This window comes from Methanobacteriaceae archaeon, from assembly GCA_013403005.1.
Classification (GTDB): Archaea; Methanobacteriota; Methanobacteria; order Methanobacteriales; family Methanobacteriaceae; genus Methanobacterium.
Genome location: JACBOA010000001.1, coordinates 128,865 through 155,032 on the forward strand (window position 1 = coordinate 128,865; position 26,168 = coordinate 155,032).

The 26,168-nt window shown below is 38.2% G+C and carries 25 protein-coding genes and 1 tRNA gene; 15 read left to right on the forward strand and 11 right to left on the reverse strand.

The features are described from left to right. Positions 1-75 precede the first annotated feature (75 nt). The 10 genes from rpoA2 (at position 76) to HVN35_00670 (ending at position 8,071) form a co-directional block, all read left to right on the forward strand. Positions 76-1,227, forward strand: a complete 1,152-nt coding sequence (gene rpoA2, locus HVN35_00625; protein ID NYB51059.1) for a DNA-directed RNA polymerase subunit A'' — start codon at positions 76-78, stop codon at positions 1,225-1,227. Between the two features lie 11 nt (positions 1,228-1,238). Continuing rightward, positions 1,239-1,535 (forward strand): 50S ribosomal protein L30e, encoded by a 297-nt coding sequence (locus HVN35_00630; protein ID NYB51060.1) that lies wholly within the window; start codon positions 1,239-1,241, stop codon positions 1,533-1,535. Positions 1,536-1,539: 4 nt separating this feature from the next. Then, the gene (locus HVN35_00635) at positions 1,540-1,971 is read left to right on the forward strand and encodes a NusA-like transcription termination signal-binding factor (GenBank protein ID NYB51061.1); all 432 of its coding nucleotides are present in this window, start codon (positions 1,540-1,542) and stop codon (positions 1,969-1,971) included. 117 nt (positions 1,972-2,088) lie between these two features. Next, positions 2,089-2,514 (forward strand): 30S ribosomal protein S12, encoded by a 426-nt coding sequence (locus tag HVN35_00640; GenBank protein NYB51062.1) that lies wholly within the window; start codon positions 2,089-2,091, stop codon positions 2,512-2,514. A gap of 13 nt (positions 2,515-2,527) precedes the next feature. Then, positions 2,528-3,091, forward strand: coding sequence for a 30S ribosomal protein S7 (locus HVN35_00645; GenBank protein ID NYB51063.1), 564 nt, complete (start codon positions 2,528-2,530; stop codon positions 3,089-3,091). A gap of 63 nt (positions 3,092-3,154) precedes the next feature. Further along, positions 3,155-5,347 (forward strand): elongation factor EF-2, encoded by a 2,193-nt coding sequence (locus HVN35_00650; GenBank protein NYB51064.1) that lies wholly within the window; start codon positions 3,155-3,157, stop codon positions 5,345-5,347. A gap of 262 nt (positions 5,348-5,609) precedes the next feature. Next, positions 5,610-6,851, forward strand: coding sequence for a translation elongation factor EF-1 subunit alpha (gene tuf / locus HVN35_00655; protein ID NYB51065.1), 1,242 nt, complete (start codon positions 5,610-5,612; stop codon positions 6,849-6,851). Positions 6,852-6,936: 85 nt separating this feature from the next. Beyond that, positions 6,937-7,245, forward strand: coding sequence for a 30S ribosomal protein S10 (locus HVN35_00660; GenBank protein ID NYB51066.1), 309 nt, complete (start codon positions 6,937-6,939; stop codon positions 7,243-7,245). A 163-nt stretch (positions 7,246-7,408) separates the two neighbouring features. Next, a tRNA-Ser gene (locus tag HVN35_00665) sits at positions 7,409-7,493 on the forward strand. A 437-nt stretch (positions 7,494-7,930) separates the two neighbouring features. Beyond that, positions 7,931-8,071 (forward strand): hypothetical protein, encoded by a 141-nt coding sequence (locus HVN35_00670; protein ID NYB51067.1) that lies wholly within the window; start codon positions 7,931-7,933, stop codon positions 8,069-8,071. Between the two features lie 63 nt (positions 8,072-8,134). Here HVN35_00670 and HVN35_00675 read toward each other — a convergent pair whose 3' ends face one another. Then, complete coding sequence (locus HVN35_00675) at positions 8,135-8,893, reverse strand: hypothetical protein (protein ID NYB51068.1); 759 nt, start codon at positions 8,891-8,893, stop codon at positions 8,135-8,137. A 591-nt stretch (positions 8,894-9,484) separates the two neighbouring features. Here HVN35_00675 and HVN35_00680 point away from each other — a divergent pair. Then, positions 9,485-10,723, forward strand: coding sequence for a hypothetical protein (locus HVN35_00680; protein NYB51069.1), 1,239 nt, complete (start codon positions 9,485-9,487; stop codon positions 10,721-10,723). A 266-nt stretch (positions 10,724-10,989) separates the two neighbouring features. On the opposite strand, the gene HVN35_00685 is transcribed toward HVN35_00680, so the two are convergent. From HVN35_00685 to HVN35_00695, 3 genes are all read right to left on the reverse strand, one after another. Next, positions 10,990-11,685 carry a hypothetical protein gene (locus tag HVN35_00685; protein NYB51070.1) on the reverse strand — a complete coding sequence of 232 codons (696 nt, stop codon included), beginning with the start codon at positions 11,683-11,685 and terminating at the stop codon, positions 10,990-10,992. Between the two features lie 384 nt (positions 11,686-12,069). After that, positions 12,070-13,230, reverse strand: coding sequence for a hypothetical protein (locus tag HVN35_00690; protein ID NYB51071.1), 1,161 nt, complete (start codon positions 13,228-13,230; stop codon positions 12,070-12,072). A gap of 812 nt (positions 13,231-14,042) precedes the next feature. Continuing rightward, positions 14,043-14,489, reverse strand: a complete 447-nt coding sequence (locus HVN35_00695) for an SRPBCC family protein (protein NYB51072.1) — start codon at positions 14,487-14,489, stop codon at positions 14,043-14,045. Between the two features lie 432 nt (positions 14,490-14,921). Here HVN35_00695 and HVN35_00700 point away from each other — a divergent pair, with 432 nt between their 5' ends. Next, on the forward strand, positions 14,922-16,301 hold the full coding sequence (locus HVN35_00700) for an MATE family efflux transporter (GenBank protein NYB51073.1): 1,380 nt from the start codon (positions 14,922-14,924) through the stop codon (positions 16,299-16,301). Between the two features lie 82 nt (positions 16,302-16,383). Here HVN35_00700 and HVN35_00705 read toward each other — a convergent pair whose 3' ends face one another. From HVN35_00705 to HVN35_00720, 4 genes are all read right to left on the reverse strand, one after another. Further along, positions 16,384-16,596, reverse strand: coding sequence for a hypothetical protein (locus tag HVN35_00705; GenBank protein ID NYB51074.1), 213 nt, complete (start codon positions 16,594-16,596; stop codon positions 16,384-16,386). A gap of 6 nt (positions 16,597-16,602) precedes the next feature. Next, a complete protein-coding gene (locus tag HVN35_00710; GenBank protein NYB51075.1) occupies positions 16,603-16,878 on the reverse strand; it encodes a hypothetical protein in 276 nt (91 codons plus the stop codon). 124 nt (positions 16,879-17,002) lie between these two features. Beyond that, positions 17,003-18,241 carry an aldo/keto reductase gene (locus HVN35_00715; GenBank protein ID NYB51076.1) on the reverse strand — a complete coding sequence of 413 codons (1,239 nt, stop codon included), beginning with the start codon at positions 18,239-18,241 and terminating at the stop codon, positions 17,003-17,005. A gap of 57 nt (positions 18,242-18,298) precedes the next feature. Then, positions 18,299-18,859, reverse strand: a complete 561-nt coding sequence (locus HVN35_00720; protein ID NYB51077.1) for a TetR/AcrR family transcriptional regulator — start codon at positions 18,857-18,859, stop codon at positions 18,299-18,301. A 180-nt stretch (positions 18,860-19,039) separates the two neighbouring features. Between HVN35_00720 and HVN35_00725 the strand changes: the two genes are divergently transcribed. The 3 genes from HVN35_00725 to HVN35_00735 all read left to right on the forward strand — a co-directional run bounded on the left by HVN35_00725 (position 19,040) and on the right by HVN35_00735 (position 22,459). Beyond that, a complete protein-coding gene (locus HVN35_00725) occupies positions 19,040-20,095 on the forward strand; it encodes an AI-2E family transporter (protein NYB51078.1) in 1,056 nt (351 codons plus the stop codon). A gap of 58 nt (positions 20,096-20,153) precedes the next feature. Beyond that, positions 20,154-20,417, forward strand: coding sequence for a hypothetical protein (locus HVN35_00730; protein ID NYB51079.1), 264 nt, complete (start codon positions 20,154-20,156; stop codon positions 20,415-20,417). Positions 20,418-20,641: 224 nt separating this feature from the next. Next, positions 20,642-22,459 carry a PAS domain S-box protein gene (locus tag HVN35_00735; protein ID NYB51080.1) on the forward strand — a complete coding sequence of 606 codons (1,818 nt, stop codon included), beginning with the start codon at positions 20,642-20,644 and terminating at the stop codon, positions 22,457-22,459. 26 nt (positions 22,460-22,485) lie between these two features. Here the strand turns inward: HVN35_00735 and HVN35_00740 are convergent, their stop codons facing one another. The 3 genes from HVN35_00740 to HVN35_00750 all read right to left on the reverse strand — a co-directional run bounded on the left by HVN35_00740 (position 22,486) and on the right by HVN35_00750 (position 25,832). Next, positions 22,486-22,932, reverse strand: a complete 447-nt coding sequence (locus HVN35_00740; GenBank protein ID NYB51081.1) for a universal stress protein — start codon at positions 22,930-22,932, stop codon at positions 22,486-22,488. A gap of 87 nt (positions 22,933-23,019) precedes the next feature. Continuing rightward, the gene (locus HVN35_00745; protein NYB51082.1) at positions 23,020-24,372 is read right to left on the reverse strand and encodes a DASS family sodium-coupled anion symporter; all 1,353 of its coding nucleotides are present in this window, start codon (positions 24,370-24,372) and stop codon (positions 23,020-23,022) included. 1,082 nt (positions 24,373-25,454) lie between these two features. Next, positions 25,455-25,832, reverse strand: coding sequence for a hypothetical protein (locus HVN35_00750; GenBank protein ID NYB51083.1), 378 nt, complete (start codon positions 25,830-25,832; stop codon positions 25,455-25,457). Positions 25,833-26,168 lie beyond the last annotated feature (336 nt).

Genomic DNA, 26,168 nt, shown 5'->3' on the forward strand with positions numbered 1-26,168 from the left:
TATCAACAAATAGGCATAGATTATAAATTAAATTAGGTAATAGGGATTTACTTACAGTAAAATATAGGTGGTTTTGTGGACATCGAGAAAGTTGAAAAGGTGGTCAAAAAGAAAAGGGCCAAATTTCCAGAGAAACTCATTCAGGAAATAGCTGAAGCTGCCGAAAGGCACGCATTGGATGATAAAGAACTGGATGAACTGGTTAAAGAAATAAAAAAAGCTTACTCACGCTCTGAAGTGGAGCCTGGTGAAGCAGTGGGCACGGTAGCTGCCCAATCAGTGGGAGAACCAGGTACGCAGATGACCATGCGTACCTTTCACTATGCAGGAGTGGCTGAGTTAAACGTTACCCTGGGGTTACCTCGACTAATTGAGATCGTGGACGCCCGTAAGAAGATATCCACACCAACCATGGCCATCTACTTTGATGAAGAACATGCCAGTGATGAGGAGTTTGTGCGCACCATCGCCAACCGTATAGGTAAGATCACCTTAAATGACATCCTCAAAGACTTCAATGTCAATTACGCCAGTATGAACATGAGCGTGGAGATAGATGAAGAGCTGGTGAAGGAGAAACGTCTGGATTATACAGAAGTTTTGGCCAAGATAGAAAAAGCTTTTAAAAGTGTAGAAATAAATAAAAACCTGCTGAGTTTTGAACCTAAGATTACTGATCCTAAACATGCCATTAGGGAACTCCGACTTTTAGCTGATAAGGTTCGCGATCTCCAGATTAGTGGAATTAAGAACATAGGAAAGGTCGTGATCCGGAAAGAAGGGCAAGAATGGGTTATACATACTGAAGGTTCAAATCTGGGCGCTGTCCTGAAAATGGAAGGTGTAGATCGCGTTAGAACAACCACTAACGATATACATGAGGTTGAAAAGGTTTTAGGAATAGAAGCCGCTCGTAACGCTATTATACACGAAGCCCAGACCACTATGGAAGAACAGGGACTCACAGTGGATGTGCGGCATATTATGCTGGTGGCAGATATGATGACTGCCGATGGTATAGTAAAATCCATAGGACGTCACGGTATCAGCGGTGAAAAAGCCAGTGTTCTGGCCAGAGCATCCTTCGAAGAAACTGGTAAACACCTTCTCCGGGCCAGTATTCGGGGTGAGGTGGATCATCTCACTGGAATAATAGAAAACATTATAATCGGGCAGCCAATACCACTGGGAACAGGTTCAGTTGGCGTCATCATGAAAGAGAAATAAGGAGGCAGTCTATGGACGTAGAGAGAGGAATACGAGTAGCAGTAGACACAGGTAATGTCACACTGGGATCCAAAAAAACAATCCAAGCCCTGAAGCTTGGAAAAGGGAAACTAGTCATCATAGCAGAAAATTGCCCAAAAGAGGCCAAAGAAGACGTGATGCAGTACTCAGAGTTATCAGACATCCCAGTTATCACCTTTGAAGGCAGTAGCGTGGATTTAGGATCAGTATGTGGGAAACCATTCACTGTAGCCGCAATGATGGTGAATGATCCTGGAGATTCTACCATACTAGAAATCGTGGGGTAAAACTGTGACCATCAAATTCAGCACCCATGAAATTAGATACATAGCCCTCTTTGAAAGCATGACCGGGGCCACAGTGAAAGATTGCCTGGTGGATGATGAAAACGGCAAGATCACATTCCTGGTGAAAAGAGGAGACATGGGTTTGGCTATAGGGAAAAGAGGGAGCACTGTTAGTAAGGTGCAAAAAACTGTGGACAAGGGTGTGGAGGTAATTGAACACTCTGATGATCCTGCAGAATTTATAGCTAATCTAGTGGCCCCCGCCAAAATGAGGAGTATAAGAATACTTCAAAAAGAAAACGGCGAGAAAATAGCCACATTAGAAGCTGATTCTAGGAATAAAAGGACTGCTATTGGAAAAGGCGGGCAAAATATTGAAAGAGCCCGGGTACTGGCCAAAAGGCAGCACAATATAAATAATATAGTTATAAAATAAGTAAAAAACTGTCAAACGTTTAGATTATACTGATCATAATCCCTGATCCAGGGAACCTAATTAAAATAAGATCAGGGAATAGTCATCGTATTAAACTTATACAAGGAGGAATTATACTTGCCAGGATTATTTGCAGCGAAAAAGCTTAAAAAGAACAGACAAAACTTCCGGTGGAAAGACACGGAATACAAACGCAAAGCATTACGCTTGGATGTGAAAGCAGACCCACTAGAAGGCGCACCCCAGGCACGGGGAATTGTTATAGAAAAGGTGGGAATTGAGGCCAAACAGCCTAACTCTGCTATAAGGAAATGTGTGCGAGTTCAGCTCATTAAAAATGGTAAACAACTAACAGCATTCGCACCAGGAGACGGTGCTATTGGATTCATAGATGAACACGATGAAGTGGTCATTGAAGGAATAGGCGGACCATCAGGAAGGTCCATGGGAGACATTCCTGGAGTCCGATGGAAAGTCACCAAAGTTAACAATGTAGCCCTGGAAGAAATGGTTAAGGGTAAAATAGAAAAACCAGTGAGATAAGCGAGGTTATGATATGAGCTTCAAAGTATTTGATAGTTGGGAACTGGACGAAGTCAAGGTAGAGGACCTGGGACTGGTCAACTACATCTGCCTGGATGAAATAATGGTCCCCCACACCATGGGAAGACACGTCAAGAGACAGTTCGCCAAATCAAGAGTATCAATTGTGGAAAGATTAATTAACAAAATCATGAGAACCGAAAGGAACTCCGGTAAGAAAAACAAAGCTTACAACATAGTTAAAGAAGCATTCACTGTAATAAACCAGCGTACCAAGGAAAATCCGGTACAGGTACTGGTTAAAGCCGTGGAAAACGCAGCTCCCCGAGAAGAAACAACCCGTATCAAATACGGGGGAATTGGTTACCAAGTGGCAGTGGACATAGCACCGCAACGCAGAGTGGACTTAGCCATAGGATTCATAACCAAAGGAGCTTTACAATCCGCATTTAAGAGGAAAAAATCCGCCGGAGAATGCCTGGCCGAGGAATTGTTACTGGCAGCAGAAGCAGACACCAGAAGTTTCTCAGTAGGTAAGAAGGAGGAAAAAGAGCGAGTGGCCAGATCAGCCCATTAAAGGGCATTCATTTCACTCCAAATTTTTTTTATATGGTAAAAAACTTTTTTTCAGGTGATTATTTTGAGTAGACGTACAAAAATGATCAACAAGATCAAGGAACTGATGTACGAACCCGATTTCATTCGTAACATTGGTATCGTGGCCCATATAGATCATGGGAAAACCACCTTATCCGATAACCTACTGGCAGGAGCAGGTATGATCTCATCAGAACTGGCCGGAGACCAGTTATACTTGGACTTTGATGAACAGGAACAGGCCAGAGGAATCACCATCGACGCAGCAAACGTTTCCATGGTGCACAAATACAAGGACGATGACTATCTCATCAACCTCATAGACACCCCTGGTCACGTGGACTTCGGTGGAGACGTAACCCGTGCTATGAGAGCAGTGGACGGAGCAGTAGTAGTGGTATGTGCCGTGGAAGGAATCATGCCCCAGACTGAAACTGTGCTACGCCAGGCTTTAAAAGAAAACGTAAGACCTGTACTTTTCATCAACAAAGTAGACAGACTCATAAATGAGCTTAAACTTGACCCACAGGAACTCCAGCAAAGATTCATCAAAGTCATTGCCAACGCTAACAAACTCATCAGCAACATGGCACCAGAACATCTTAAAAAAGAATGGCAGGTAAAGGTGGAGGATGGAAGCGTAGCCTTCGGATCCGCCTACCACAACTGGGCTATAAACATGGATATCATGCAGAAAACAGGTATAAACTTCAAAGACATCCTTGATTACTGTAATAATGATAACCAGAAAGAATTAGCCCAAAAAGTACCTCTATCTGAAGTTCTTCTGGGAATGGTGGTGGAACACTTACCCAGCCCCAACAAAGCACAGCCCTACAGGGTACCTAGCATCTGGTCGGGAGATATTGAAAGTGAAGAAGGGCAGGGTATGCTCAAAACCGATCCTGACGGACCACTGGCTGTGATGGTAACTGATGTGAGCATAGACAAACACGCTGGAGAAATAGCCACCGGAAGAGTATACGGTGGAACCCTGGAGAAGGGAACTGAAATATTCATGGTGGGAAGCCATGGAAAAGCACGACTCCAGCAAGTAGGGGTTTACTTCGGACCAGAAAGAGTGAACACTGACCGAGTACCTGCCGGGAACATTGTAGCCATTACCGGGGCAAGAAACGCCGTAGCCGGGGAAACTCTCTGTGATGTGGAACGAAAAATCAAAGCCTTTGAAGGTCTGGAACACATCTCAGAGCCGGTGGTTACTGTGGCAGTTGAAGCTAAAAATACCAAAGACTTACCAAAACTTATAGAAGTTCTAAGACAGGTTGGAAAAGAAGACCCTACTGTTAAAATGCAAATAAATGAAGAAACTGGTGAGCACCTGGTAGCAGGAATGGGTGAACTCCACCTAGAGATCATCGCCTACCGTATCAATGAGAAAGGTGTGGAAATCGAAACATCCGAGCCTATCGTGGTTTACCGTGAGACCATAGCTGGAAAAGCAGGGCCAGTGGAAGGAAAATCCCCCAACAAACACAACAGGTTCTACATAGAAATCGAACCACTGGACGAAGGAGTATACCAAGCCATAGTTGATGGGAAAATCAAAGAAGGTCGAGTTAAAGGTAAAGAACTGGTTCCAGTATTCCAGGAATACGGATTACCTAAAGAAGAAGCACGGAAAGTATGGGATGTGTATGAGAAGAGCATCTTTGTCAACATGACCCGTGGTATCCAGTACCTGGATGAGATAAAAGAATTACTCCTGGAAGGATTCGAAAGTGCAATGGATGAAGGACCAATAGCCAAAGAAAAAGTTATGGGAATCAAGATTAAACTCATGGATGCCAAGATTCACGAAGATGCCGTGCACAGGGGACCAGCACAAGTTCTCCCGGCCATCAGAAAGGCAATATACGGTGCCATCATGATGGCTGAACCAGCACTACTGGAACCCATCCAGAAAGTATTCATCAACACACCCCAAGACTACATGGGATCAGCCACCCGTGAAATACAGAACCGGCGTGGACAGATCGTGGACATGGGCCAGGAAGGTGACATGTCCACTGTAGAATCCAAAGTACCCGTAGCAGAAATGTTTGGATTCGCCGGAGACATCCGATCAGCTACAGAAGGACGCTGTCTCTGGTCTACAGAGAATGCAGGATTCGAAAGACTCCCACGTGAACTTCAAAATACCATAATACGGGAAATCAGGCAACGTAAAGGTTTATCTGATCAGCCTTATGGTCCTGACCATTACCTGGGCTGAGTGATCATCCATATCTGGGATAAGTACTTAAACTATCCCAACCACTTATTTGATAACCCCTTAATTTTTTGGGTAGTATTCCCTGATGAGTGGGGGAATATCATAAAAAAATCTGGATATATTTCATAACCATTACTACAATGGTATTCAGATCAAATTTTTTACTGGTTAATTTAAATAGGGGAACCAATAAATCCAACCAGTACGCCTAGTAAGCTCTCTAAATATTCATAGTAAGAGAATTTTATTGGAGGAATAATTTATGGCTAAAGGAAAAGAACACATGAATTTGGCGTTTATCGGACACGTAGACCACGGTAAATCCACTCTAGTGGGTCACCTGCTATTACAGTCCGGAGCTATCGCTGAACAGCAACTATCCGAAGGAGAAGACAAATTCAGATTTGTTATGGACAAACTCTCCGAAGAAAGAGAAAGAGGAGTGACCATTGACCTGGCCCACGCCAGATTCGACACTCCTAAATATGAGTTCACCATTGTGGACTGCCCTGGTCACCGTGACTTTGTGAAAAACATGATCACCGGTGCATCTCAGGCAGATGCTGCAGTACTGGTAGTAGCAGTAGATGATGGTGTAATGCCCCAGACCAAGGAACACGCATTCCTAGCACGTACTCTGGGAATCAACCAGCTCATCATCGGTATAAACAAGATGGACTTGGTGGACTACAGTGAAGAAAAATTCAATGAACTCAAAGAAGAAGTCTCAGACTTAATTAAAACCGTGGCTTACAAGCCCAAAGACATCAACTTCATACCACTATCTGCTTTTGAAGGAGACAACATAACTGAACCATCAGCAAACACTCCCTGGTACAAAGGACCAACCCTGGTTAAAGCATTAGATGAATTTACTGCACCTGAAAAACCAACCGACCTACCACTACGAGTACCAGTCCAGGATGTATACTCCATCACTGGTGTGGGAACTGTGCCTGTGGGTCGTGTGGAAACCGGAATCATGAAAAAAGGTGACAACGTCATCTTCGAACCACCAGGAGCAAGTGGAGAAGTAAAATCCATTGAAATGCACCACGAAATGCTAGAAAAAGCAGAACCTGGAGATAACGTAGGATTTAACGTACGTGGTGTGGGTAAAAATGACATACGCCGTGGAGATGTAGCCGGACATACTGATAACGCACCTACAGTGGCTAAAGAATTCACAGCACAAATCGTAGTTTTACAGCACCCTGGTGTTATCACCGTTGGTTACACCCCAGTATTCCACTGTCACACTGCTCAAGTAGCCTGTACCTTCCTGGAACTCCAGAAAAAACTGGACCCTGCCACTGGTCAGGTTAAAGAAGAAAACCCAGACTTCCTCAAGACTGGGGATGCTGCCTTTGTGGTGGTTAAACCTACCAAGCCTATGGTTATTGAGAAGATCAAGGACATACCACACATGGGCCGGTTTGCTATCCGTGATATGGGTCAGACTGTGGCTGCTGGTATGTGCATTGATCTGGTGCCAGCAAAGTAAATCTAGGATATATTTAATTGAAGGGCGAACTGGAATGTGCCAGTTTGTACTACCTTCTCTTTCTTTTTAATGGAGGAATCGAGTAATGAACAAAGCTAGAATTAAACTCACCGGCACCGACCCAGAGAAATTAGCCTATGTCTGTGACCAGCTTAAGAGGATCGCAGAAAGGACAGGTGTAGATCTCTCAGGCCCCATACCACTACCCACCAAGAAACTGGTAGTACCCACCCGTAAATCACCAGATGGTGAGGGAAAAGCAACCTGGGAAAAATGGGAACTCAGGATACACAAGAGACTGGTGGGAATCGAAGCCGATGAACGGGCCATGAGACAGGTTATGAAGGTCAATGTGCCGGATAATGTGAGTATTGAAATTGAACTCCGAAGCTAAATAACCCATCTAAAAATTGCACATATTCACAGCTGAAAACAACAGCTTAAACAAATTACTCCCATTTAAATATCTAAGTCATTTTTTTCCGGGATAGACAAATCCCAACCTTTTATAAAGGTTGATCCAAAAAAAGGTTTGATTAATAAAAGTAAAATCCATTGCCGGGATAGCCTAGCCAGGTAAGGCGCGGGACTTGAGATCCCGTGGAGCATGGCTCCTCCAGGGTTCAAATCCCTGTCCCGGCGTTATGAACTCTAAATAATAATAAAAACACCATTCTCCAAAACACCATTTTCCTATTTTTTTCGCTGGTGGTAACTGCAGAAAAGCCAGACAGGAAGAGTTCATTTTGCAATCATATTTATTTTAGAAATTCTATTTTAGAAATTAGGCAAATTTTTTAAGATCTTTAAGATTATATAGGTCTATCTGCAATTTCAAATCAGCAAATTTCCCAAATCACCAGATCATGAGTAAAATAAGGACAAATAGAGATTTAAATCATGGAATAAGAAAAATTTCAGGTGAATATAATTATCTGACAGATTCTTTGAACATTAACTTGAATAATTTCTGGGATTAAACCAAAACAACGGGTGGCTCAACATAATACGATCATATTATATATAAGTATTAATTAGTTATATTATTATTAATATTTTTTTTAAAATAGGTGAAAAAAATGGTCTACAAATGTGGTCAAAAACCAGGAAAAGGACGTTATATCTGTTTGAATTGTGGTGAAGATTTGCATCTGGATGATGTTAACGATAGATTACCTCCCTGTGCAAAATGTAAGGAATGTAGGTTTGAAAAAGCTTAATTTGAAAATGTAAAATTATTAAAGTTTTATTCTTGTAAAATATGGATTAATTGTTATTTTTTTTCAATCTTTTATTGATGGTTCATGATTAGATTGAGCTTTCGGCTGGAAATCTAATAAAAATTCTTCAAAATTAACACGGGCTTTTTCATAATCTGATCTCCAGGAAGCAACAATTTCAGGATATATATTTTCATGAGCCACAACTTTTAGCTTTTTACTTAAAAGATATGAGAATTTCTCCGCCAGTAATCCAGTTTTAACACGTGATTTTCCCTTCTTCACCATGCATTCCGTGGATTTTTTCCACTTTAAAAATAAGGGATAAAGATCTTCAAATTCTTTCTGAGGAAATGATCTTTCCAGCTTCTCTAGGAGGTTTAAAATATCTGCATAACCACAGTTAAAATAGTTATCCAGGGTCGTTTTTTCTTTCCAACCCCTCACAACCATTAGAAACTTGCTGAATTCTTTTTGAAAAGGAAAAGGGGCATCTTTAAAGATCTCACTCTGAAGTTCCTTACTTGATTTGGATTCATACTTCTCCAGGACACATATAATGGCTTTATCAATGGTTTTTTTCTCATCCTGAGGAATTATATCAAATAAATCCCTTTTTCTCAAATGAAAAAGATGTTCTGAATCATTTATCATCACACCATCCAGGTACCAGTAGTAAGGCACATCCAGTCCGCAGCCAAAATTACCTTCTTCACGGTCCAGTAAGCACATGAGCTGATAAAAGCGGGTTTTATCACATTCACTACCGGCGAGTTCTTTAAGACTATAAGCAGCATATTCCAAGCGCGGATTCATTAACATAAAAATCTCTCTAATACTTATTAATTACTTATTAGGTTATGAATTTATCCATAAATTTAAAAAGAACATATGGATCATTTTGATCAAGCTTCTTATTAAATCCCTGGGTGCTTATGAATTTAGAACCGTTCCTGAGATATTTACTTTTCATCATGCCCAATTAGAAGTTAACAACATCTAAAAAATTTCACAAATATAAGTCTAAAACTTAAAAATTCAGTTTATTGGATGTATTTTAAATATATAAATTAGTGATTAATAATATAAATTTTGTATAAGTAAGTAATAACAGCTTTAAAGGGGTAAACAAGTTAAAGGTTTAATGGAAATTTATTACATCTATTTAATATTTAATGACCATCCCTTTGTTAGAGGAGTTTTAACCCGTGTGCCAAGCTCATTATCATAATCCTGGATGAAATTTAACTAAGTGGTAAAAGAACATACTAGGGGATAAGAAATGGAGGAATTATAGATGCCGATGGTGTTTGATCACGAACAGTCTATAAAAAAGGGGGAAAACTACAACTTGATGATGCAGGGGGTATCATATTGAAAACTGAAGATCTTCCAAAAAAGGGCTACTCGCCCATAAGAGCAGAATCTGATCTATCACTGGAAGTGGTTATCTTACTCATTTTAGGGATATTCATGCTCCTTTTTGGTATTGTTCTGTTTAAAATCAGCACTGGAGAATTACCTTACGCCCCAGACAGCACCTATGGACTTTTCCTGATCATAGTTTCATTACAGATCATCACCATGGGCAGAACTCCCTTTGGTGATATTCGCCGGTCCTGGGCTCTAGTTATAACTGGAATAGGCACAGCAATCATTGGAATGACTGCCTGTTTCATTCCAGGAACTTTAACCGAGATCGTCCGTATACTGGCAGGGTTAATGTTATTTTTCGGTGGAATATCTCTACTTTTACAGTTGTTTCTTTCTGATAAGAAGGCTAAAATATGGATTAAAACTTCTAGACTGCTGCAGCATTTGACCCTGGCCTGTGCCCTGGTATATGGGGTGGCAATTTTGCTGGGTCTTTTAACACTCATCCCGGGTATTACCACCAACCCAGAAATCGCGGTACTGCTTATTACGTTTGGGATCAGTTTTTTCTATCTGGCCTGGTGCATCCAGAAGGTCACCCGGATATATCCTCCGGAAAAACCTCCTGAATTAGATACAACTGATTCAAAGGCAGTTTTTAGATTGTTACAGGATGCAAAGATTTCTCTATCCCAGGCTGTGCTGATTATGGTTGGAGTTCTCCTAATACTCTTAGGAGTATTTCTCTTCCCTATAAATCAGGGTGTTATTTCCTTCTCTCCTGATGGTGAGCTTGGCCTGCTGCTGGTAATAATGGCAATTCAAATCACTGCCCTAGGAGAAACCCCTATGGGCGAATACAAGCGTTCTTGGCTACTGGTATCAATTGGAATTCTATTCGCTACTCTGGGAGCTTTCTCATGTATAGTCCCTGGAATTCTGACCACCATGCTCCAAATATTCCTCGGAATCTTGAACATCCTTGGAGGTGTCATATTACTCCTTAAAAGGTTCATTCCCATTTTGGGTGCGCTGAGGCATCCTCCACTAGAACCCGTAGTATTACCTCCCATTGCCAAAAAATTGATGATCACACAGACTATTTTGAATTTTGTGTCCATTGCTTTTGGTTTATCCATGCTTTTACCCGGCTTCATTCCCGCTATGCTGGTTCCAGTAATTCTCATTATCAATGGAGTATTACTCTTTGCATTAGGATACATTCTTCAGAAAATAGCCGGAATTCAGGAGACAACAGAATTCACGGAAACCATCTAAAAAAAACAGTTTTTGAACACTTTTATTTTTCCCATTTTTTTGATTTAATATTATACCATAAGGTTTGGTAACTAGTGGAGTTTAGTGATAATATTTCTAGTAATAAATTATATTATTAGAAGCTAAACTTCCCAGTAGAAAGAAATTCATCCAGGATGATTATATTATGAATTTATATTTGAATGATAAAAACTAATCTAAGTTCTATAAAAAATCACTCATTCTTGAATGGTTGAAAATTTATTCACTTATATTTCACTTATAATTCATTTATCAAACTTGATTATTTTATCAGTCCCGAAAATTAAGTAAAAGGGGATAAGTAACACTAACCATTCCAGTATTAAACCTAACCATCCAAAAGCTAGGAAAGAAACAGGCACACTACTAATGGTCAATACTAGTAATGTTCTACCAGTGAAGGTTCGTAGATTAAACTTTTTTTGTTGATTATAATCACCCGGGTCCACATATTTTTTGAAGGAAAAATTTCCACGCAGCAAACCTATGTAGCATACAACCAGAGAAAGCAGCCCTAGACTGGCAATAATCACAGATATTTGATATTGCCAGGGGGAAATGGCAAAATAAAAAGTACCTAAAAAGCTGAAAAAACTCTGCAAAACAGATAATACAATGAAAAGAATGCAAATGGAATAGATTGTATCTAGCCGTTTATTAGGGCTTTCCTTTTCCCGGTTAACATATTTTCTGAAAGTGAAAATCCATAAAACTACAAGCAAAAAGCAGCAACCCAAAGAAATAAGGGCTAAACTAAAAGTGGCAAGTGAGAGTACATAGGCAACTATAGGAGGTTCAATAACAAGAGGAACTAAAGTGGAAGTGTAAAAACTCTGTAAAATAGCCCCAACACTAAAGAGAACCAGGAAAAAACCAACCATCGTTATGTTAAGGTAGTCCCAGACTTCAACTTTTTTCATCTCTTTAATATCCTCTGCCATTAATTCACCTTATCTTGGGTTTGTACAATTTCTATCTTAAAATTTTAAATATATAAATCGTACTGAGGGTTTTAAATAGCTATAATATTTCATATACAATGATTTTAATGATAATCAGAACATTATTTAAAGATTCATCTCCAAATTTATTGATCATTCTACTAATATATCCAGGGAACATGATTCAAGTATAAATCAAGTAATCAGAGTAAAAAAATGCAATAATATGCTCTATTTCTCAACGGCACCTAATGAAATCTAGGATACTTATAGATCACAGTCACTACTACTTAAAAATTAAATTCTCAATACTGTGCAAGCATATATCTTGTGAAGGTTTAAAAGAGGGCAATATAAGCCTAAACTTTATATCTTTCTAGATTATTAAGCCCGGTCCAGTTCAACTTCAACCATTATTTTTGATTCAAGATAATCAGTGTTAACCCCTAAGGTGGTGAAAACATCCCAAACCTCATATAATGCGATTTGCATTAATTCCATTTCTAATCTTTCATTATCAGCTGCAGAAATTATGCGGTTCAATAAGCTTCCATTATTATACTCTGCAAATATTTTTATGTTTCCTTGTATTTCTTTTTCATCTAAAAACACCAGCACATTAACCCATTCAATTTTGGGATGAGATAATGCGGATTTTTTTATTTTTTCCATTAGCTGTTCTTCTATTTCTTCAACATTCTCATCACTTAGGGATCTATCGAAATTTTCCAGTATATGATCAACTTCATCATCTTGAATGTCTCTTATATTGAACTTTTCCAGTAAAGCAGACCTATCAATACTTTCCCCAACAGGTTCTTCAAAAGTTTCAAATTCTTCAGCTTCTCCAGCAAGATATTCCGTCTTTAAAGTTTCCCCTTCAAACTTTTCAATCTCAAGTTCACTAGCGGTTTCAAATTGTCCCAACTGATTAAACCTTTCACTGCTCTTTTTGGGCTTTTGAACCAGATAAAGTTCCCAAATATTATCTTTTTCTACTTCTTCCCTATCCAAAGCCCTTCTAAAAATATCTTCTTTTCCGATGTCTTTTGCAGCAGTTTTTTCACGTCTTTGTATGAGATTCTGTCGTATTTGTTCTTTTTCTTGTTTTTCTTGTTTTTGTGCTTGTTGTATGAGTTGTTGTTTTTGTTGGTTGTTTATGGTGTTTTTTTGTTGTTCTTGGAGTTGTTGTTGTCTTTTTTGTTTGAGTTTTTGTCGTATTTGTTCTTTTTCTTGTTTTTCTTGTTTTTGTGCTTGTTGTATGAGTTGTTGTTTTTGTTGGTTGTTTTTGGTGTTTTTTTGTTGTTCTTGGAGTTGTTGTTGTCTTTTTTGTTTGAGTTTTTGTCGTATTTGTTCTCTTTCTCGCAATTCTTGTAGTTCTGCTTGTCGAATAATGGCTTGTATTTCCAGATCTGCGCTTTCGGAATCCTTATTTTTCTGACGATTTTTTCGTCTTTCTCTGAATTTTTCCTTTATTCTTTCTATTTCTTCTTTTTCCTCTTCCATGGCCTTTTTACGCAGAACTTCAACTTCTACAGTACTCATCCTTAGATTCCCTCTTGAGATTTACCATTGATTTTTGAAGGTGATTTGTAAATTAAACCTATAACCAAGCTTAAATCTGGCATAAACTTATAATTGGAAATAGGTTATTTTATGTTCAGAAGGCCTATAAATCTTTAGATGACTCTCTATATGGATATTGACCTTTTTTATAATTAATGAGGACTTATAGAAATATTGTCATCAAATAACTACAATAGTATGAAGTTTTTTAAATTCTTATGAGTTGGATATTAACAAGGAGTAAGAAAAATTGGAAAAATTCTATTAGAAGGCTGATATTGTGAGAATAGAAGAATAATCGGTTTTATCAGTGTAAAATTAATTTAAACTAATTTATCTAGTAATAAAGCGATACTGGGAATCTCTAACCCAAAAACAATCAAACTAAAAATTGCAGGTGTTGTTAAAGCATTAATTGTTCGCGTTCCAGTTTATCCAGGGAGCAAAACCGCTGCTAATAACATAGCCGAGATTTAAAGGTAATTTAATGGTTAAAGTTTCAGGAGGTGCCAGAAAAATTCCTGTCCATGATAATAAAACCATATTGTCAGTGCTTGATGGAGATTTTTGCCATTAAAATCCTTTTTGGGAAAATCCAATGATTTTCGATCATAAACACCAAAAGTGATGAGATTAACTTTTGCTGCACATTGCCTCCTATGTAATAGTTATTGGATATTCCACATTCAATAAAAAATAAATAATAACAGACTTGTTATCAGGAATTTCAAATTTTAGAGTAAAAATCTCTCTTTATCATTATTCTACTTTATAAATTCTGATAAAATTCATCAAGGACGGTAATCCTTTTCAGATTCCTTTTTAAGACATTTTAAGACAGATATTAAGGACTCTTTGAGCATTTCTTCCATCCGGTCATGCATGGAACTGCTTATCAAACCATCCCAGGATTCTTCAACCATTGCAATGGTTTTTCCATCTTTTTCTTCTATTTTAAAGATGTGAATGGCATTAATGCCCATGGTCTTTCCCATCCAAGTTAACAAATGAGGTCTCTCTACATCTTGCAGCACGGATGTTATTTCCCCAAGACTGGTTATCCAGTGAAACTGCGTACTTGGTTTCAATTCCCCTCTCAAGGCAGTACTCTTTACATCAGGATTCCACTGGGGCCAATTTTCAATATCAGCCATAATATCCCATACAGTACCTGGATCTGCGTCAATATCTATTTCGGCTCTGGCTAAAACCGGTGCTTCCTCATTGACACTAATCATTCATATCACCCTATAATAATTCTAATTTTCAACATATTAAAGAACTTGTATTATGGAGGGATGGAACATTTCAAATGATAAAGATAAGTAAAATAAAAAGGAGATTGTTAAAATCTAAAAAACGGAATCAGTTTAATAAAACAAAAAATAGTTCTTTTAGTATTTAACTAAAATATTTGGAATAATAACTAGTAAATAGCATCAAAAAAAGAATACTATTAAACCATAATTTAACGGCACAAGATAATATATACTAGAATTGTACAATTCACAAATTAGAACTTTGAATTTCTATTTTAGATTTTAAATAGATAGTTTCGATGCAATTATTTGGAAAATTAACATCTTAATTCCAATTGAATGAGATTAAGATTTTTTTTAAGTTAATCGATGGTTTCAAACTCCAATTTTGAGTTATTATAGGAGATACGGATGAATTCAAAAAATACCCGGAAAGATGTGGATCAGCGTATAGCCATGGTCACAGGAGACCCCAAAAAGGCTATCCGAGTACTGGCCATGCCCATGATCATATCCATGTTCCTTATCATGGCCTATAACTTGGCAGATAGTATCTGGGTTTCTGGTCTGGGCCCCAATGCACTGGCTGCTTTAGGTTTCATAAACCCCCTATTTTTCATAGTTATAGGTGTTGGTAACGGACTGGCAGCAGGGGCCACATCTCTAATCGCACGTTGTATAGGTGCTCAGAATAAAAAAGGTGCTGATAATGCAGCTATTCACTCATTAATACTGACCATGGTTGTATCAGCAGTCTTAACCACCTTGACCTTGTTATTTTTACCTGAGATTCTAGTGTTGATGGGTGCTGGTGATACATTAAAATTGGCAGTGGAGTATGGTCAGATCGTGTTTGCAGGTCTGGTTCTCTTTATATTCTCCAGTGTAGCATCAGGCATATTAAGAGCCGAGGGAGATGCAAAAAGACCCATGTACGCCATGGCTGCCACTGCTATTCTAAACATAGTTATCGATCCCATTTTCATCTATTACTTTGGATGGGGGGTTAGTGGAGCTGCCTGGGCCACTATAGTCTCATCCACCATCTCCTGCATCCTGATGTTTTACTGGTTACTCCTGGAGGGGAAAACCTATGTTTCATTTGCCAGAGAAGACTTCCAACCCAGCTTTAAAGTGATTAAAGATATTTTAATGGTGGGATTACCGGCCAGTGCCGAGTCATTTGTCATGTCTGTATTGGGGGTGGTTTTAAACCTTATGCTGGTGATTACCGGAGGGTCAGAAGCAGTTGCTGTTTACACTGCAGGATGGAGGGTGGTTATGATGGCCATGATCATACCCATAGGAATAGGAACTGCAGCCATAACTGTGGCGGGAGCAGCCTATGGTGCTCGTAAATATGTGAACCTATCTACCGCACTAACTTATTCAGCAAAGTTGGGGGTGGGAATCGCAGTAATTACCGGTTTATTATCCTACATCTTTGCCGGGAACATAGCCAGCATATTCACCTACTCCTCAGTTAGTGCCTTCATGGCCCCCTCCATAGCAGCCTTCCTGCAAGTGATGTGTTTATTCTATCTCACTGTTCCACTGGGAATCACTGCCAGCTCAGTTTTTCAGGCCATGGGTAAAGGAATAACCTCCCTTATACTAACTGTCATCCGGGAAGTGATTTTTATCTCTTTCTTCGCCTACCTATTTGCCTTCTCCTTGGGGTTCGGCCCTCAAGGAGTATGGTGGGGAATAGTGGTGGGGGGAGGTCTGGGATGTGCAGTGGCCTACATCTGGGCTACAATATACATCAACCGCCTTAAAAAGAATTATTAAATTTTTATAAAGGTTATCGAAATATATTTAATGGTTAATAATCTCTAAATAAAGGCTTATCTGAACTTTCTCCAGTTTTTTTTTACCAGACCCCCGGAAGTATCCGGTATCTGGTTTTATATGTGTATTCTATATATCCTTCCACCTCATCTTGAAGTGCCTTATCTTCCAGATAAGTGCGTATGAGAAGTAATAAAATGATTATAGTAGCATAAATTAGGGCCAAACCAGACCCTAAAATCATGCGCATGGCCACATCCCATAAAATTCCTGATAAATATCCCGGATGCCTCAAATAATGCTAAGGGCCTGATGTGATAACCTTCTGCCCTCTATCTTCCTGTATTCTTACTGATGGTTTAAAGAAAGGGTTTTGGATCATGGCCCACACCACCAGAACTATGGAAACAAGGTATAACAATAAAACTACGAGGAGGTACTCCAGACTAAGTAAGTGATATTTGACGCGCCCAATATCCAATCCAGCTACGAAAAATTGGCCATAAAGTCCCAGAATAGTGTAGGATAGGATAAGATATTTATCCCAGTTTTTAGTTCCCTTTGAAAAGGCAGACACATCCCTTCCCAGAATTACTTCCCGGGTGTGCTGGTGAATAATAATGAAACTTGAAAAAACTAAGTATGAATGCTCTGGGATCTGATTTTACAGGAATTAAGTTTTCTAATGGTTAAAAAAGTTTTTAGGATCGAGATCTGCGGGAGAATCGATCGCTTATTGAAATAAAAGCATCAAAAACTGGCATTATCACATATTCAGCAGTTTTAACTTTATATTTAAAACCACGACCTTCTAGTTCACTGGAAACATCAACTAAAAGTTCAGGTATCTTCAGATCCTGAGGGCATGCTTTCACGCATCTTCCACAACCATTACAAAGTCCAGCATAGGCCTCCTGGCCGGAAAAAACCCCTCCTAATGTGAAAAGATAATCAAAGGATTGGCTTTTATTGAACATGTACTGGTTGTTGTAGAGGTTAAAGCAGCGAGGTATATCCACTCCACGGGGGCAAGGCATACAGTAGCCACATCCAGTACAATCAACTTTCATTAGATTGGTATAGACTTCTTTAACCCGTTCATAAAGTTCTAATTCATCCTCAGTTAATGAATAAGGTAAAGTTTCATCTGCAACTTTTAAATTTTCTTTAACCTGGTTCATGGTGCCCATTCCAGAAAAAACAGTGGTAACTTCGGGGTGGTTCAAGACCCATCGGAGTGCCCAGTCAGCAGGGTTTCTTTTGGTTTCAGATTCATCCCAAATCTTTTTTGCCTCATCTGGAATTTCACCGGCTAGAATCCCGCCTTTTAAAGGTTCCATAATGAATATGCTTATTCCTTTGGAGTGAGCGTATTTTAACCCTTCTGCACCTGCCTGATTTTTTTCATCCATATAATTGTACTGAATGAGACAAACATCCCACGGGTATGAATCTACAATTTTTTTAAAGGAGTCTAAATCGGAATGAAATGAAAAACCTATGTTAATTATTTTCCCCTTCTCCCTAGCATCTTCTAAAAATTCAAAAACTCCCAGTTTTTTCAGTCTTTTTAAGCTCACCATACTTATGTTGTGAATAAGGTAATAGTCAATGCAGTCTGTCTGGAGCTTTTCAAGTTGAATATCCAGATATTTTTCCATATCTTCATATTTTTTGACAGACCAGGAGGGCATTTTAGTCATAATCTTTACCTTTTCCCGGTATTGATCAGTGAGAATTTCACCTAAAAAGGATTCACTGGCCCCACCATGGTAAGGGTAGGCTGTGTCAATAATATTCACTCCATGGTCTATGGCGTAATATATCAGTTTCTTAGCCTCTTCTTTGTTGATCCTGCCATTTTTAGTGGGCAGTCTCATGGCACCGTATCCCAGTGCCGATAATTCGTCGCCATTTATTTCAATTTTCCGGTAATTCATCACACATACCTCGCTAGATTGACCTGTCAGTCGATTATTATTTTTTAAAAATATAGCCTATTTGGAAATTCCATCCCAGAACAGTTCAAAGGAAAGATCAATATTCTCTGGGGTCATTTTCTCTGGATTTTTCTCAAAGTGCATTATAGTATTGATTATGCTTCCCCAGAAGAAATCCATGAGGAGTTCATCGTATGTTTCTTTAATTCCCCCCTCTTCAAATCCTTTTTTGTAAATCTGAAAGAGTTCAAAGAACTTATCCTCAATTCTCTCCTTGGTAAAGGATGTAATATATGGAGAGCAGTGAAAAGACATTATGAAACTGAATTTATCAGGATTTTCAATACCTAAACACACGAATTTCAGCCACAAAGATTTAACATTTTCCTTAAGCGGTTTTGCCTTGTCATAATCATCTTGAACTTCTTCTAGAATGCTTTCTTTGGAGTAAATGTATAGCTGGTCTATGAGTTCCTCTTTAGTCTTAAAATAATGGAATAATGTACCAGTGGCCACCCCTGCTGTCCTGGCAATTTCGGCAGTGGAAGTCCCATGAAAACCCTTTTCCACAAAGAGTGAAAGGGCTGAGTTGAGTATTTTCTGTTCCTTTTCCTTCAATTTGTTACATCCTTGAAGTTAATGATGATCAATTAATAGACTGATTAGTCGGTTTAGTATTTAAATCTTTTTACTCTTGATTATAGGCATGGATTTATTGGCAGTAGAATTTGATTCAATGATGTATATTAAGAGGAAATTTTAGATGGGATATAGATTTTAAAAATTTTTGGTGCAAAAATGATTTCACATATAAAAAACCTGTCATCTTCAACCATAATCCCTATCATAGCACTTTTAACCATTCTATCATTGGCTGTATTATCACCAATAATCACTATGGTGATATTCGGGGCGATAATGGCATACTATGTTCATTACTTAGCTTGTAAAATCAAACCCTACGTTAAATACGATACTTTAGCAGTGCTACTGGGAATGTTCTTGATAGTCATACCCATAGTTCTACTATTATACTTAACTACTATTCAGATTTTAAGCATCTCTGGAGCGATATTCGGGTCTGTTCAACAGGCAGCTAATGGAAATACCACCGTGAATTTAGATCAGATCAATGTTGCCTTGCAAAATCTGGGTCTTTCATCCAGTCTATCTCAATCAATTGCCAGTGCTATCAAATCAGGCATAATACAACTCATATCTGCCGTAACCAATTCATTAATATCGATGGTGAGTTCAATACCAGGGTTAGCTGCTCAGGTGCTCATATTAATCTTTTCTATATTCTACTTTGCCAGAGACGGGCATAAAATAGTCAGATACGTAAAAGACATACTTCCAGATGAGGATAAGGGTTTCTACCGGGAGGTTTTAAAGGGTGCGGATGATGTCCTAAAAAGCATCATTGTGGGGAACATCATACCGGCTGCCATACTGGGATTGCTCTCAGGAGTGGTTTATTATTTCCTGGGATATTCTTACGTGATTTTACTGGCTATTGTAAGTGGTGTAGCCATGTTCATACCAATCATTGGGCCATGGATTGTTTATGTGGCAATAGGACTTTTCAGCATTCTCATTGGACACACCTTCCAGGGAGTGATGGTGATATTTTTAGGCTGGATCATTGAAACAACAACTGATTTCTACATTAGGCCAAGAATATCCGTACAGTACTCAGAAGTCCACCCCCTGGTCTTTCTACTGGGATTCATCTACGGGGCAGTCACTATGGGCCTTCCGGGCCTCTTCATAGGACCGCTAATTCTGGGGATTACCTATGCTGCATTAAAGGTTTACAGACAGGAAAAAGTTAAAGAAAAATTAAAAACCTAAAAAATATATTTTTAAACAATTTAAAAACATATTATGTACAAGAAAGTTTGAAGATACCATGAATCCAACCCCAAAAATCCAAAAGCTAAAGGAAGCACTAAAGGGTAGGGAATGTACTGTTGAGGAACATTCCAGTGTAATGGAAGTCACTTTTGAAGATAGTAAGGATGCGGACTGGTTTGAATCTATTTTCGAATATTATCAGAGTAAATCAGCAGTTAGTTGTCTGATGTCCATGAGGCCCAAGGGAGCAAATGCCCGGCATAAATTCGTTTTCAATGTGCGAGACATGGATAAATTCATAGAACTGATAAAAGAATAAAAATGTTTAAAATGACCAGATTCCTTAATGAATCATTTTATCTTATTTTCTTACAATTATTCAATCATATATCAATGACGCATTATCCTTTATCTTCAATTCCATATTAAAAAACATATAATTTAACGAAAACAATGAATAATGTATAGGCAAATGATCAAATAGGAGGAATCAGGGTTAAAATCGATAAAAGCTCTTTCAGGAAAATATTCCATAAATCGCCCCTGGCAATGTTTCTTTTTGATTTGAGGGGTGAACTGGTCTATGCAAATGCTGCTGCATTAGAATTAACTGGTTTTGATAAAACTGAAGATCTCCGGGAGATGAATCTGTTTACCAGTTTGATAGTTCCTTTTGAAAAGGATAGATTACTTGATGACAGTTTAATTAAAATTCAAACTCGTATTGATTCTGAAAGTATGATTAATCCTGAATACAATCCCCAGGCGGAAACAGAATATATAGAGGGTACAGTTTTAGTTATTGATTCTGCTTTTTTAGGACAGTGTCAGCACAACACTCTAAAAAAGCAATATGAAGAACTCATTGCTAGTGAAGAAAAATATCGTCGTTTTTTTGAAGATGATTTGACTGGAGATTTTATTGCAACGCCTGAAGGTAAAATAATGGAATGTAATACTGCTTTTGCTGAGATTTATGGATTTTCTAATTGTGAAGAAGCCGTCCAAACAGATATCTCCCAATTCAACCCTCAGGACTGGAAAAAACTAATGGAATCTTTGCAGGTTGAACACAAAATCAGGGGACACCAAGCGCTACATCAAAGGCCGGATGGAAAACAAATCCACGTCATAAGTAATGTGGTGGCAATATTCGATGAATCACAGAACATTATTCAAGTTAAAGGTTATATTTTCGATGACACGGAACGTAAAAGGGCTGAAGATGCTTTAAGGGAGAGTGAAGAAAAGTACCGGCTATTGTTTGACGAAGACTTAACTGGTAATTTTATTGCCACTCCTGAAGGAATAGTTTTGGAGTGTAACCCTGCATTCGCTGAAATCCACGGATTTTCTAATGCTCAAGAGGTGCTAGGGATTAATATCTCGCATTTCAACCAAAAGGACTGGTCTAATCTTATTGGTCAGCTTGAAACTCAGTTAAAAGTTGAAGGTTATCAAAGCTGGCTGACTCGTGCTGATGGTGAGAAAATTCATGTTGTAGCTAATGTTATTGGAATTTTTGACGATTTAAATCAACTAATTAAGGTAAAAGGCTATTTATATGATGATACAGAACGTAAAAGGGCTGAAGAAGATTTAATTTATAGTGAAGAAAAATATCATCTTCTTTTTGAAGAAGATTTAACTGGGGATTTTATTGCCACACCTGAAGGTAATATATTAGAGTGCAACCCTGCTTTTGCAGAAATCTATGGTTTCAATAGTATTGAAAACGCACTTAAGTGGAACATATCCCAATCAAACCCATTTGACTGGCCTTACATGATCACTAGGCTTAAAAATGAGGGAAAGATTCTGGGTTTCCAGAGCTGGCAGAGAAGATCTGATGCCATGAAAATTCATGTGGTAGCCAACCTTGTGGGTATTTTCAATGACTCCGGGGAACTCGAAACAGTAAAAGGTTACGTTTTTGATGATACTGAACGTAAGCTGGCTGAAGATGAACTAGAACGTGGTAGAAGTAAAATAACACGAATTTTAGATAGTATTCAGGATGGTTTTGTTGCTTTTAATAATTTATGGGATATTATTTATGTTAATCCTTGTGCATCAGAATATGTAAGAATAGATGGTGATGAACTGTTGGGTCAAAACCTGTGGCAACGATTTCCGGAACTTAAAGGAACCATACATGAGGAAAAATTCCGCTCGGCAATGTATAACCATAAAGTTCAGCATTTCGAAACTCAAGGTATAATAAATAAAGATAAATGGTTCGATTTCAGTGTGTATCCTTCAGAAGATGGAATATCAGTTTACTGGAGAGACATAACTAAACGCAGAAGTTTAGAAGGGGATTTCAAGCAAAAAAGGAAGATTAGAAAATCAACTTCATAAAAGGTTCAAAGCGGTGCTAATTCAATTTATGCGATGATATTAACTGGAATTTTGGAATCTCTAACTACCCGTTCTGTAACACTGCCCATCAAAAACCTTTCCAATCCGTGCTTACCTGATTTTCCCATAATTATCTGATCTACATTTTCTTCTTTAGCAGTTTTTAATATAACCTCTTCTGGTTTTCCCTTTTTAATCATGGTTATTAAGTTAACGTTTTTACAGTTACCCTTGCATTGCTCTTTTTCTATTCTAGTTTTAAATTTTTCAACAGCTTTTTTCCCTTCTGCAAGTAGCTCTTCATCCAATTTTTCCCTTAAATCACTTTGTGGTAAAGAATTCAAATAATCCATATCAATTACATTTAAAACGATTATGTCAGCACCACTTAAACTTGCTTCTGAGATAGCGTATTCTCCAGCTCTCTCGGAGCTTTTCGAACCATCTGTGGGTAATAATATTTTATAAACCATTTTTTTAACCTCCCTTAATCAATTCATACCTTTAATGATTTTAAAAATAAATAATGAGGATAAATAAATTAAACCTTTTCATTGAACTTATCCCAGGGCTGGTTTTGCAAGGGGACTAATTAGAATTATAATGGTCAGTATAATTCCAATAATCACCAGGGGAACTCCTGCTTTTAATATCTCCTTGATCTTCACATACCCCGTCCCATAGGCCATAGCCACAGTTGGATCAGCCATGGGGAGCATGAATGATAATGAACAGGCAATGGCAACTGGCACTGCGTAGGTACCTACAGACAGTCCCTGCGCCTGGGCCAGTGTTACTGATAAGGGCACTAGTATTGCTGAAAGTGCAATGTTGGACATGACTTGGGTTATGATAACTGCAACTATCATCAGAACCAAGGTAATAAGAATGGCTGAGGGATTAGTTCCCATCATACTCACAATATCGGTTATGAGCCAGCTTGCTGCACCAGTATTCAGTAAAGCAGCTCCAAGGCTTAAAGCTCCTCCAAAAAAGACTATTAATCCCCAGTCAACACCGCTCTGGGCATCTTTCCAGTCAATAACTTTGAAAATGAAGAAGAGCACAGCACCTATTAAAGCTATGGAATAACTGTCCAGCCTGGTAATACCTGTGGTAACCCACAATCCAATAGTAAACAATAGTATAACTAATGAAGTTTTTTCCTTTTTAGTCATGGGGCCCAATGAATCCATTTTAGTGGTTATGGTATCCATTCCACCCACAATCCCACTTACTTCTGGTTTGAATATTCTGCCCAGTAGTTTCCAGATTACCAGCATCAAGGCAATGGCCAGGGGGAATCCAAAGACCATCCAGTTGGCAAAGGGGATGTTGGTGTATGCTGCAGCCATCAGGTTGGGGGCAGTACCTATCTCTGTACCGAAGCCACCGGCAAGGGAACCGTAGGAAGCACCAAGCACCATGGCTTTTGCAAAGTTACTTTTACCCTTCTCAGGGTCATTTACACCCATTAAAGGAATGATTTCCTTTATAATGGGGATGAGCATTGCAAATGCCACCACGTTTTCTATCCATGCTGATAAAATTCCTGTGGAAAAAACAGCCACGAAGATACTTTTATCAGGGGTGGTACCAAACTTTTTAAGCATGGTGTAGGTCAGACGGGTTGCCAGTCCACTCTTTCTGATTGCTTCGGCAATAATGAAACCACCAATCATAAGAAATATTATAGGGTTTGCAAAACCAATTACAGCCGCATTAAAGCTTTCAACACCAATTATGGGCTGGATGAAAAGTATGATTAAAGAAGTAACAGCCAGATGAACAGTTTCAGAAGCCCACATTATAATAGCGAACACAAGTAGAGCAAGTGCGGCATGACCCGGATAGCTTAAACCTTTCATGGGAATCAGCATAACGACTATAAAAGCAATTATAGCCAGGGGCATTCCCATAGTTTTAAAATTGAATTTCATCTTTAAGCCTCCTAATATTTTTAGGTTAATAAGGTTTTTTCCAATATAAATCTATTTTATAATGATTAATCATCTATAATTATGGGTTCGTGGTTGGTGATTGTTGTCACGCAATAGGCTTAAAAACTTTATTTTTATGTGAGAATTAAATAAAAATATAAAAATTGATGGGGAAAGATGGACACGAACATATTAGCAGCTGCTTTTTCATATTGGTAGTGATAATTGGCCTTTATGAGATATTTGGATTGGGACAATACACTTGGATCAACTATCTGAGCACTTTCCTATTTGCATTAGTATTTATAATATGTATATACAATGTGAAAAATCAATAGTAAGTAAATTTATTTAGCCCTGGTTTTGGTAAAAATAATTATTTTTTTCCTTTATTATTGGGGGGAACTGTCCGATAATTATTTTGGAGTTCTGAAATTCCATTTATTTAGAATTAATTTTTTGCACCATGCTGAATTAGATAGATCTTATCATGAGGTTAATCTAAGGCGGTTGGGTGAGTGAGGATAAGATCCGACATTTATATAGGTTCTTTAACATCAGCATGATGCAGATGAAAAACTTCCACCTCCTCTGCTTGGTCCAATAGATGTAACTTTCATTATAAGATAAATGATTTTTCCAAATTGAGACCCAAATCACACCCGGATTATACCGGAAAACACCCTAAACTTATTTTCACTGACTTTTATTCTTCAAAAAATTTCAAAGATAATAATAATTGAATTGTGGTATAGAAGGTGAAGCTGACCTTAATTCAAGTGCAGTGTCAGGAGGAGATTTTTCTTCTAAAATCTTCTAAAATAACAATTGAGTACCAAAATAATTATTTTATGGAATTCAATGATCTTAAACAGATTTAAACAGCTTTAAAAACTGATTTAATTATTTAGAAGATGTAATTACTAAGAAAAGAAATAGTAAAAGACTCTGCCAAGAAGATCACAAACAGCAATTTTTCAATACTAACTTTCTTAAATGAAATCTCCGAAAGAAAAAAAAAATAAAAAGAAAGGTTAAGTTACCTTTCTGGATTTTTATGTGGTTGTGTTTTTACAGTTTTGACCGTCGCAATTTCCATTTCCGGAGTTACTGTTTTTCTGGCCATACTGATACTTGTGAGGTTGGTCACAGTTTCCTGTACCTTTAGCACTGTTTTTTTGCCCGTACTGGTATTTGTGCTGGTCTCCATCGCAAGTTCCGTCACAGGATCCATTGCCGCTTCCATCACAAGTTCCACAGTTACCACTGGCAGCATTCTTCTGACCGTAGTGGTGCTGGTTCTGAGATGTTGTCTGAGCACTGATCTGGTCTCCAGTAGTGTTGTTGGATGTATCGTTCAATGCGAAGGCAGGAACCATACTTACCATCATTACCAGGGCACAGATCAATATCCCCTTTTTCAAATTGTTCACTTGATTTCACCTCCACTTGGTGGTTGAACTAGCATAACTCCCATAAAGGGTAAATGTTTATTCCAAGTTAATGCCCAGATCACACCCATTTTTCTCCCCAAAATCATCCAATTGTACATCACTCATATGAACAGTTCGAATTTATCATTAAAAGCATAATTGGTAATGATTTTGGAAAGATCTGGGTATAAACTTGGAATAATTACTTTTATATGGATGATCTATTGATTATATGTAGCCTGATAAAACGGGCTTCAAAACAGGTTTAAAAGATGTTCTTAAACTTTGAATTGTTTTAATTTTTCATAAAATTTTATTTAATAAAAAGAACATCTA

What these genes read in the sequence shown, in the direction of transcription:
- HVN35_00715 (NYB51076.1), bottom strand. Translation starts at nt 18,241, where the DNA reads ATGAATTACCGGAAAATTGAAATAAATGGCGACGAATTATCGGCACTG.
- tuf (NYB51065.1), top strand. Translation starts at nt 5,610, where the DNA reads ATGGCTAAAGGAAAAGAACACATGAATTTGGCGTTTATCGGACACGTA.
- HVN35_00630 (NYB51060.1), top strand. Translation starts at nt 1,239, where the DNA reads ATGGACGTAGAGAGAGGAATACGAGTAGCAGTAGACACAGGTAATGTC.
- HVN35_00730 (NYB51079.1), top strand. Translation starts at nt 20,154, where the DNA reads ATGAATCCAACCCCAAAAATCCAAAAGCTAAAGGAAGCACTAAAGGGT.
- HVN35_00700 (NYB51073.1), top strand. Translation starts at nt 14,922, where the DNA reads ATGAATTCAAAAAATACCCGGAAAGATGTGGATCAGCGTATAGCCATG.
- HVN35_00725 (NYB51078.1), top strand. Translation starts at nt 19,040, where the DNA reads ATGATTTCACATATAAAAAACCTGTCATCTTCAACCATAATCCCTATC.
- HVN35_00690 (NYB51071.1), bottom strand. Translation starts at nt 13,230, where the DNA reads ATGAGTACTGTAGAAGTTGAAGTTCTGCGTAAAAAGGCCATGGAAGAG.
- HVN35_00685 (NYB51070.1), bottom strand. Translation starts at nt 11,685, where the DNA reads ATGGCAGAGGATATTAAAGAGATGAAAAAAGTTGAAGTCTGGGACTAC.
- HVN35_00645 (NYB51063.1), top strand. Translation starts at nt 2,528, where the DNA reads ATGAGCTTCAAAGTATTTGATAGTTGGGAACTGGACGAAGTCAAGGTA.
- HVN35_00670 (NYB51067.1), top strand. Translation starts at nt 7,931, where the DNA reads ATGGTCTACAAATGTGGTCAAAAACCAGGAAAAGGACGTTATATCTGT.
- HVN35_00660 (NYB51066.1), top strand. Translation starts at nt 6,937, where the DNA reads ATGAACAAAGCTAGAATTAAACTCACCGGCACCGACCCAGAGAAATTA.
- HVN35_00745 (NYB51082.1), bottom strand. Translation starts at nt 24,372, where the DNA reads ATGCCCCTGGCTATAATTGCTTTTATAGTCGTTATGCTGATTCCCATG.
- HVN35_00740 (NYB51081.1), bottom strand. Translation starts at nt 22,932, where the DNA reads ATGGTTTATAAAATATTATTACCCACAGATGGTTCGAAAAGCTCCGAG.
- HVN35_00675 (NYB51068.1), bottom strand. Translation starts at nt 8,893, where the DNA reads ATGTTAATGAATCCGCGCTTGGAATATGCTGCTTATAGTCTTAAAGAA.
- HVN35_00695 (NYB51072.1), bottom strand. Translation starts at nt 14,489, where the DNA reads ATGATTAGTGTCAATGAGGAAGCACCGGTTTTAGCCAGAGCCGAAATA.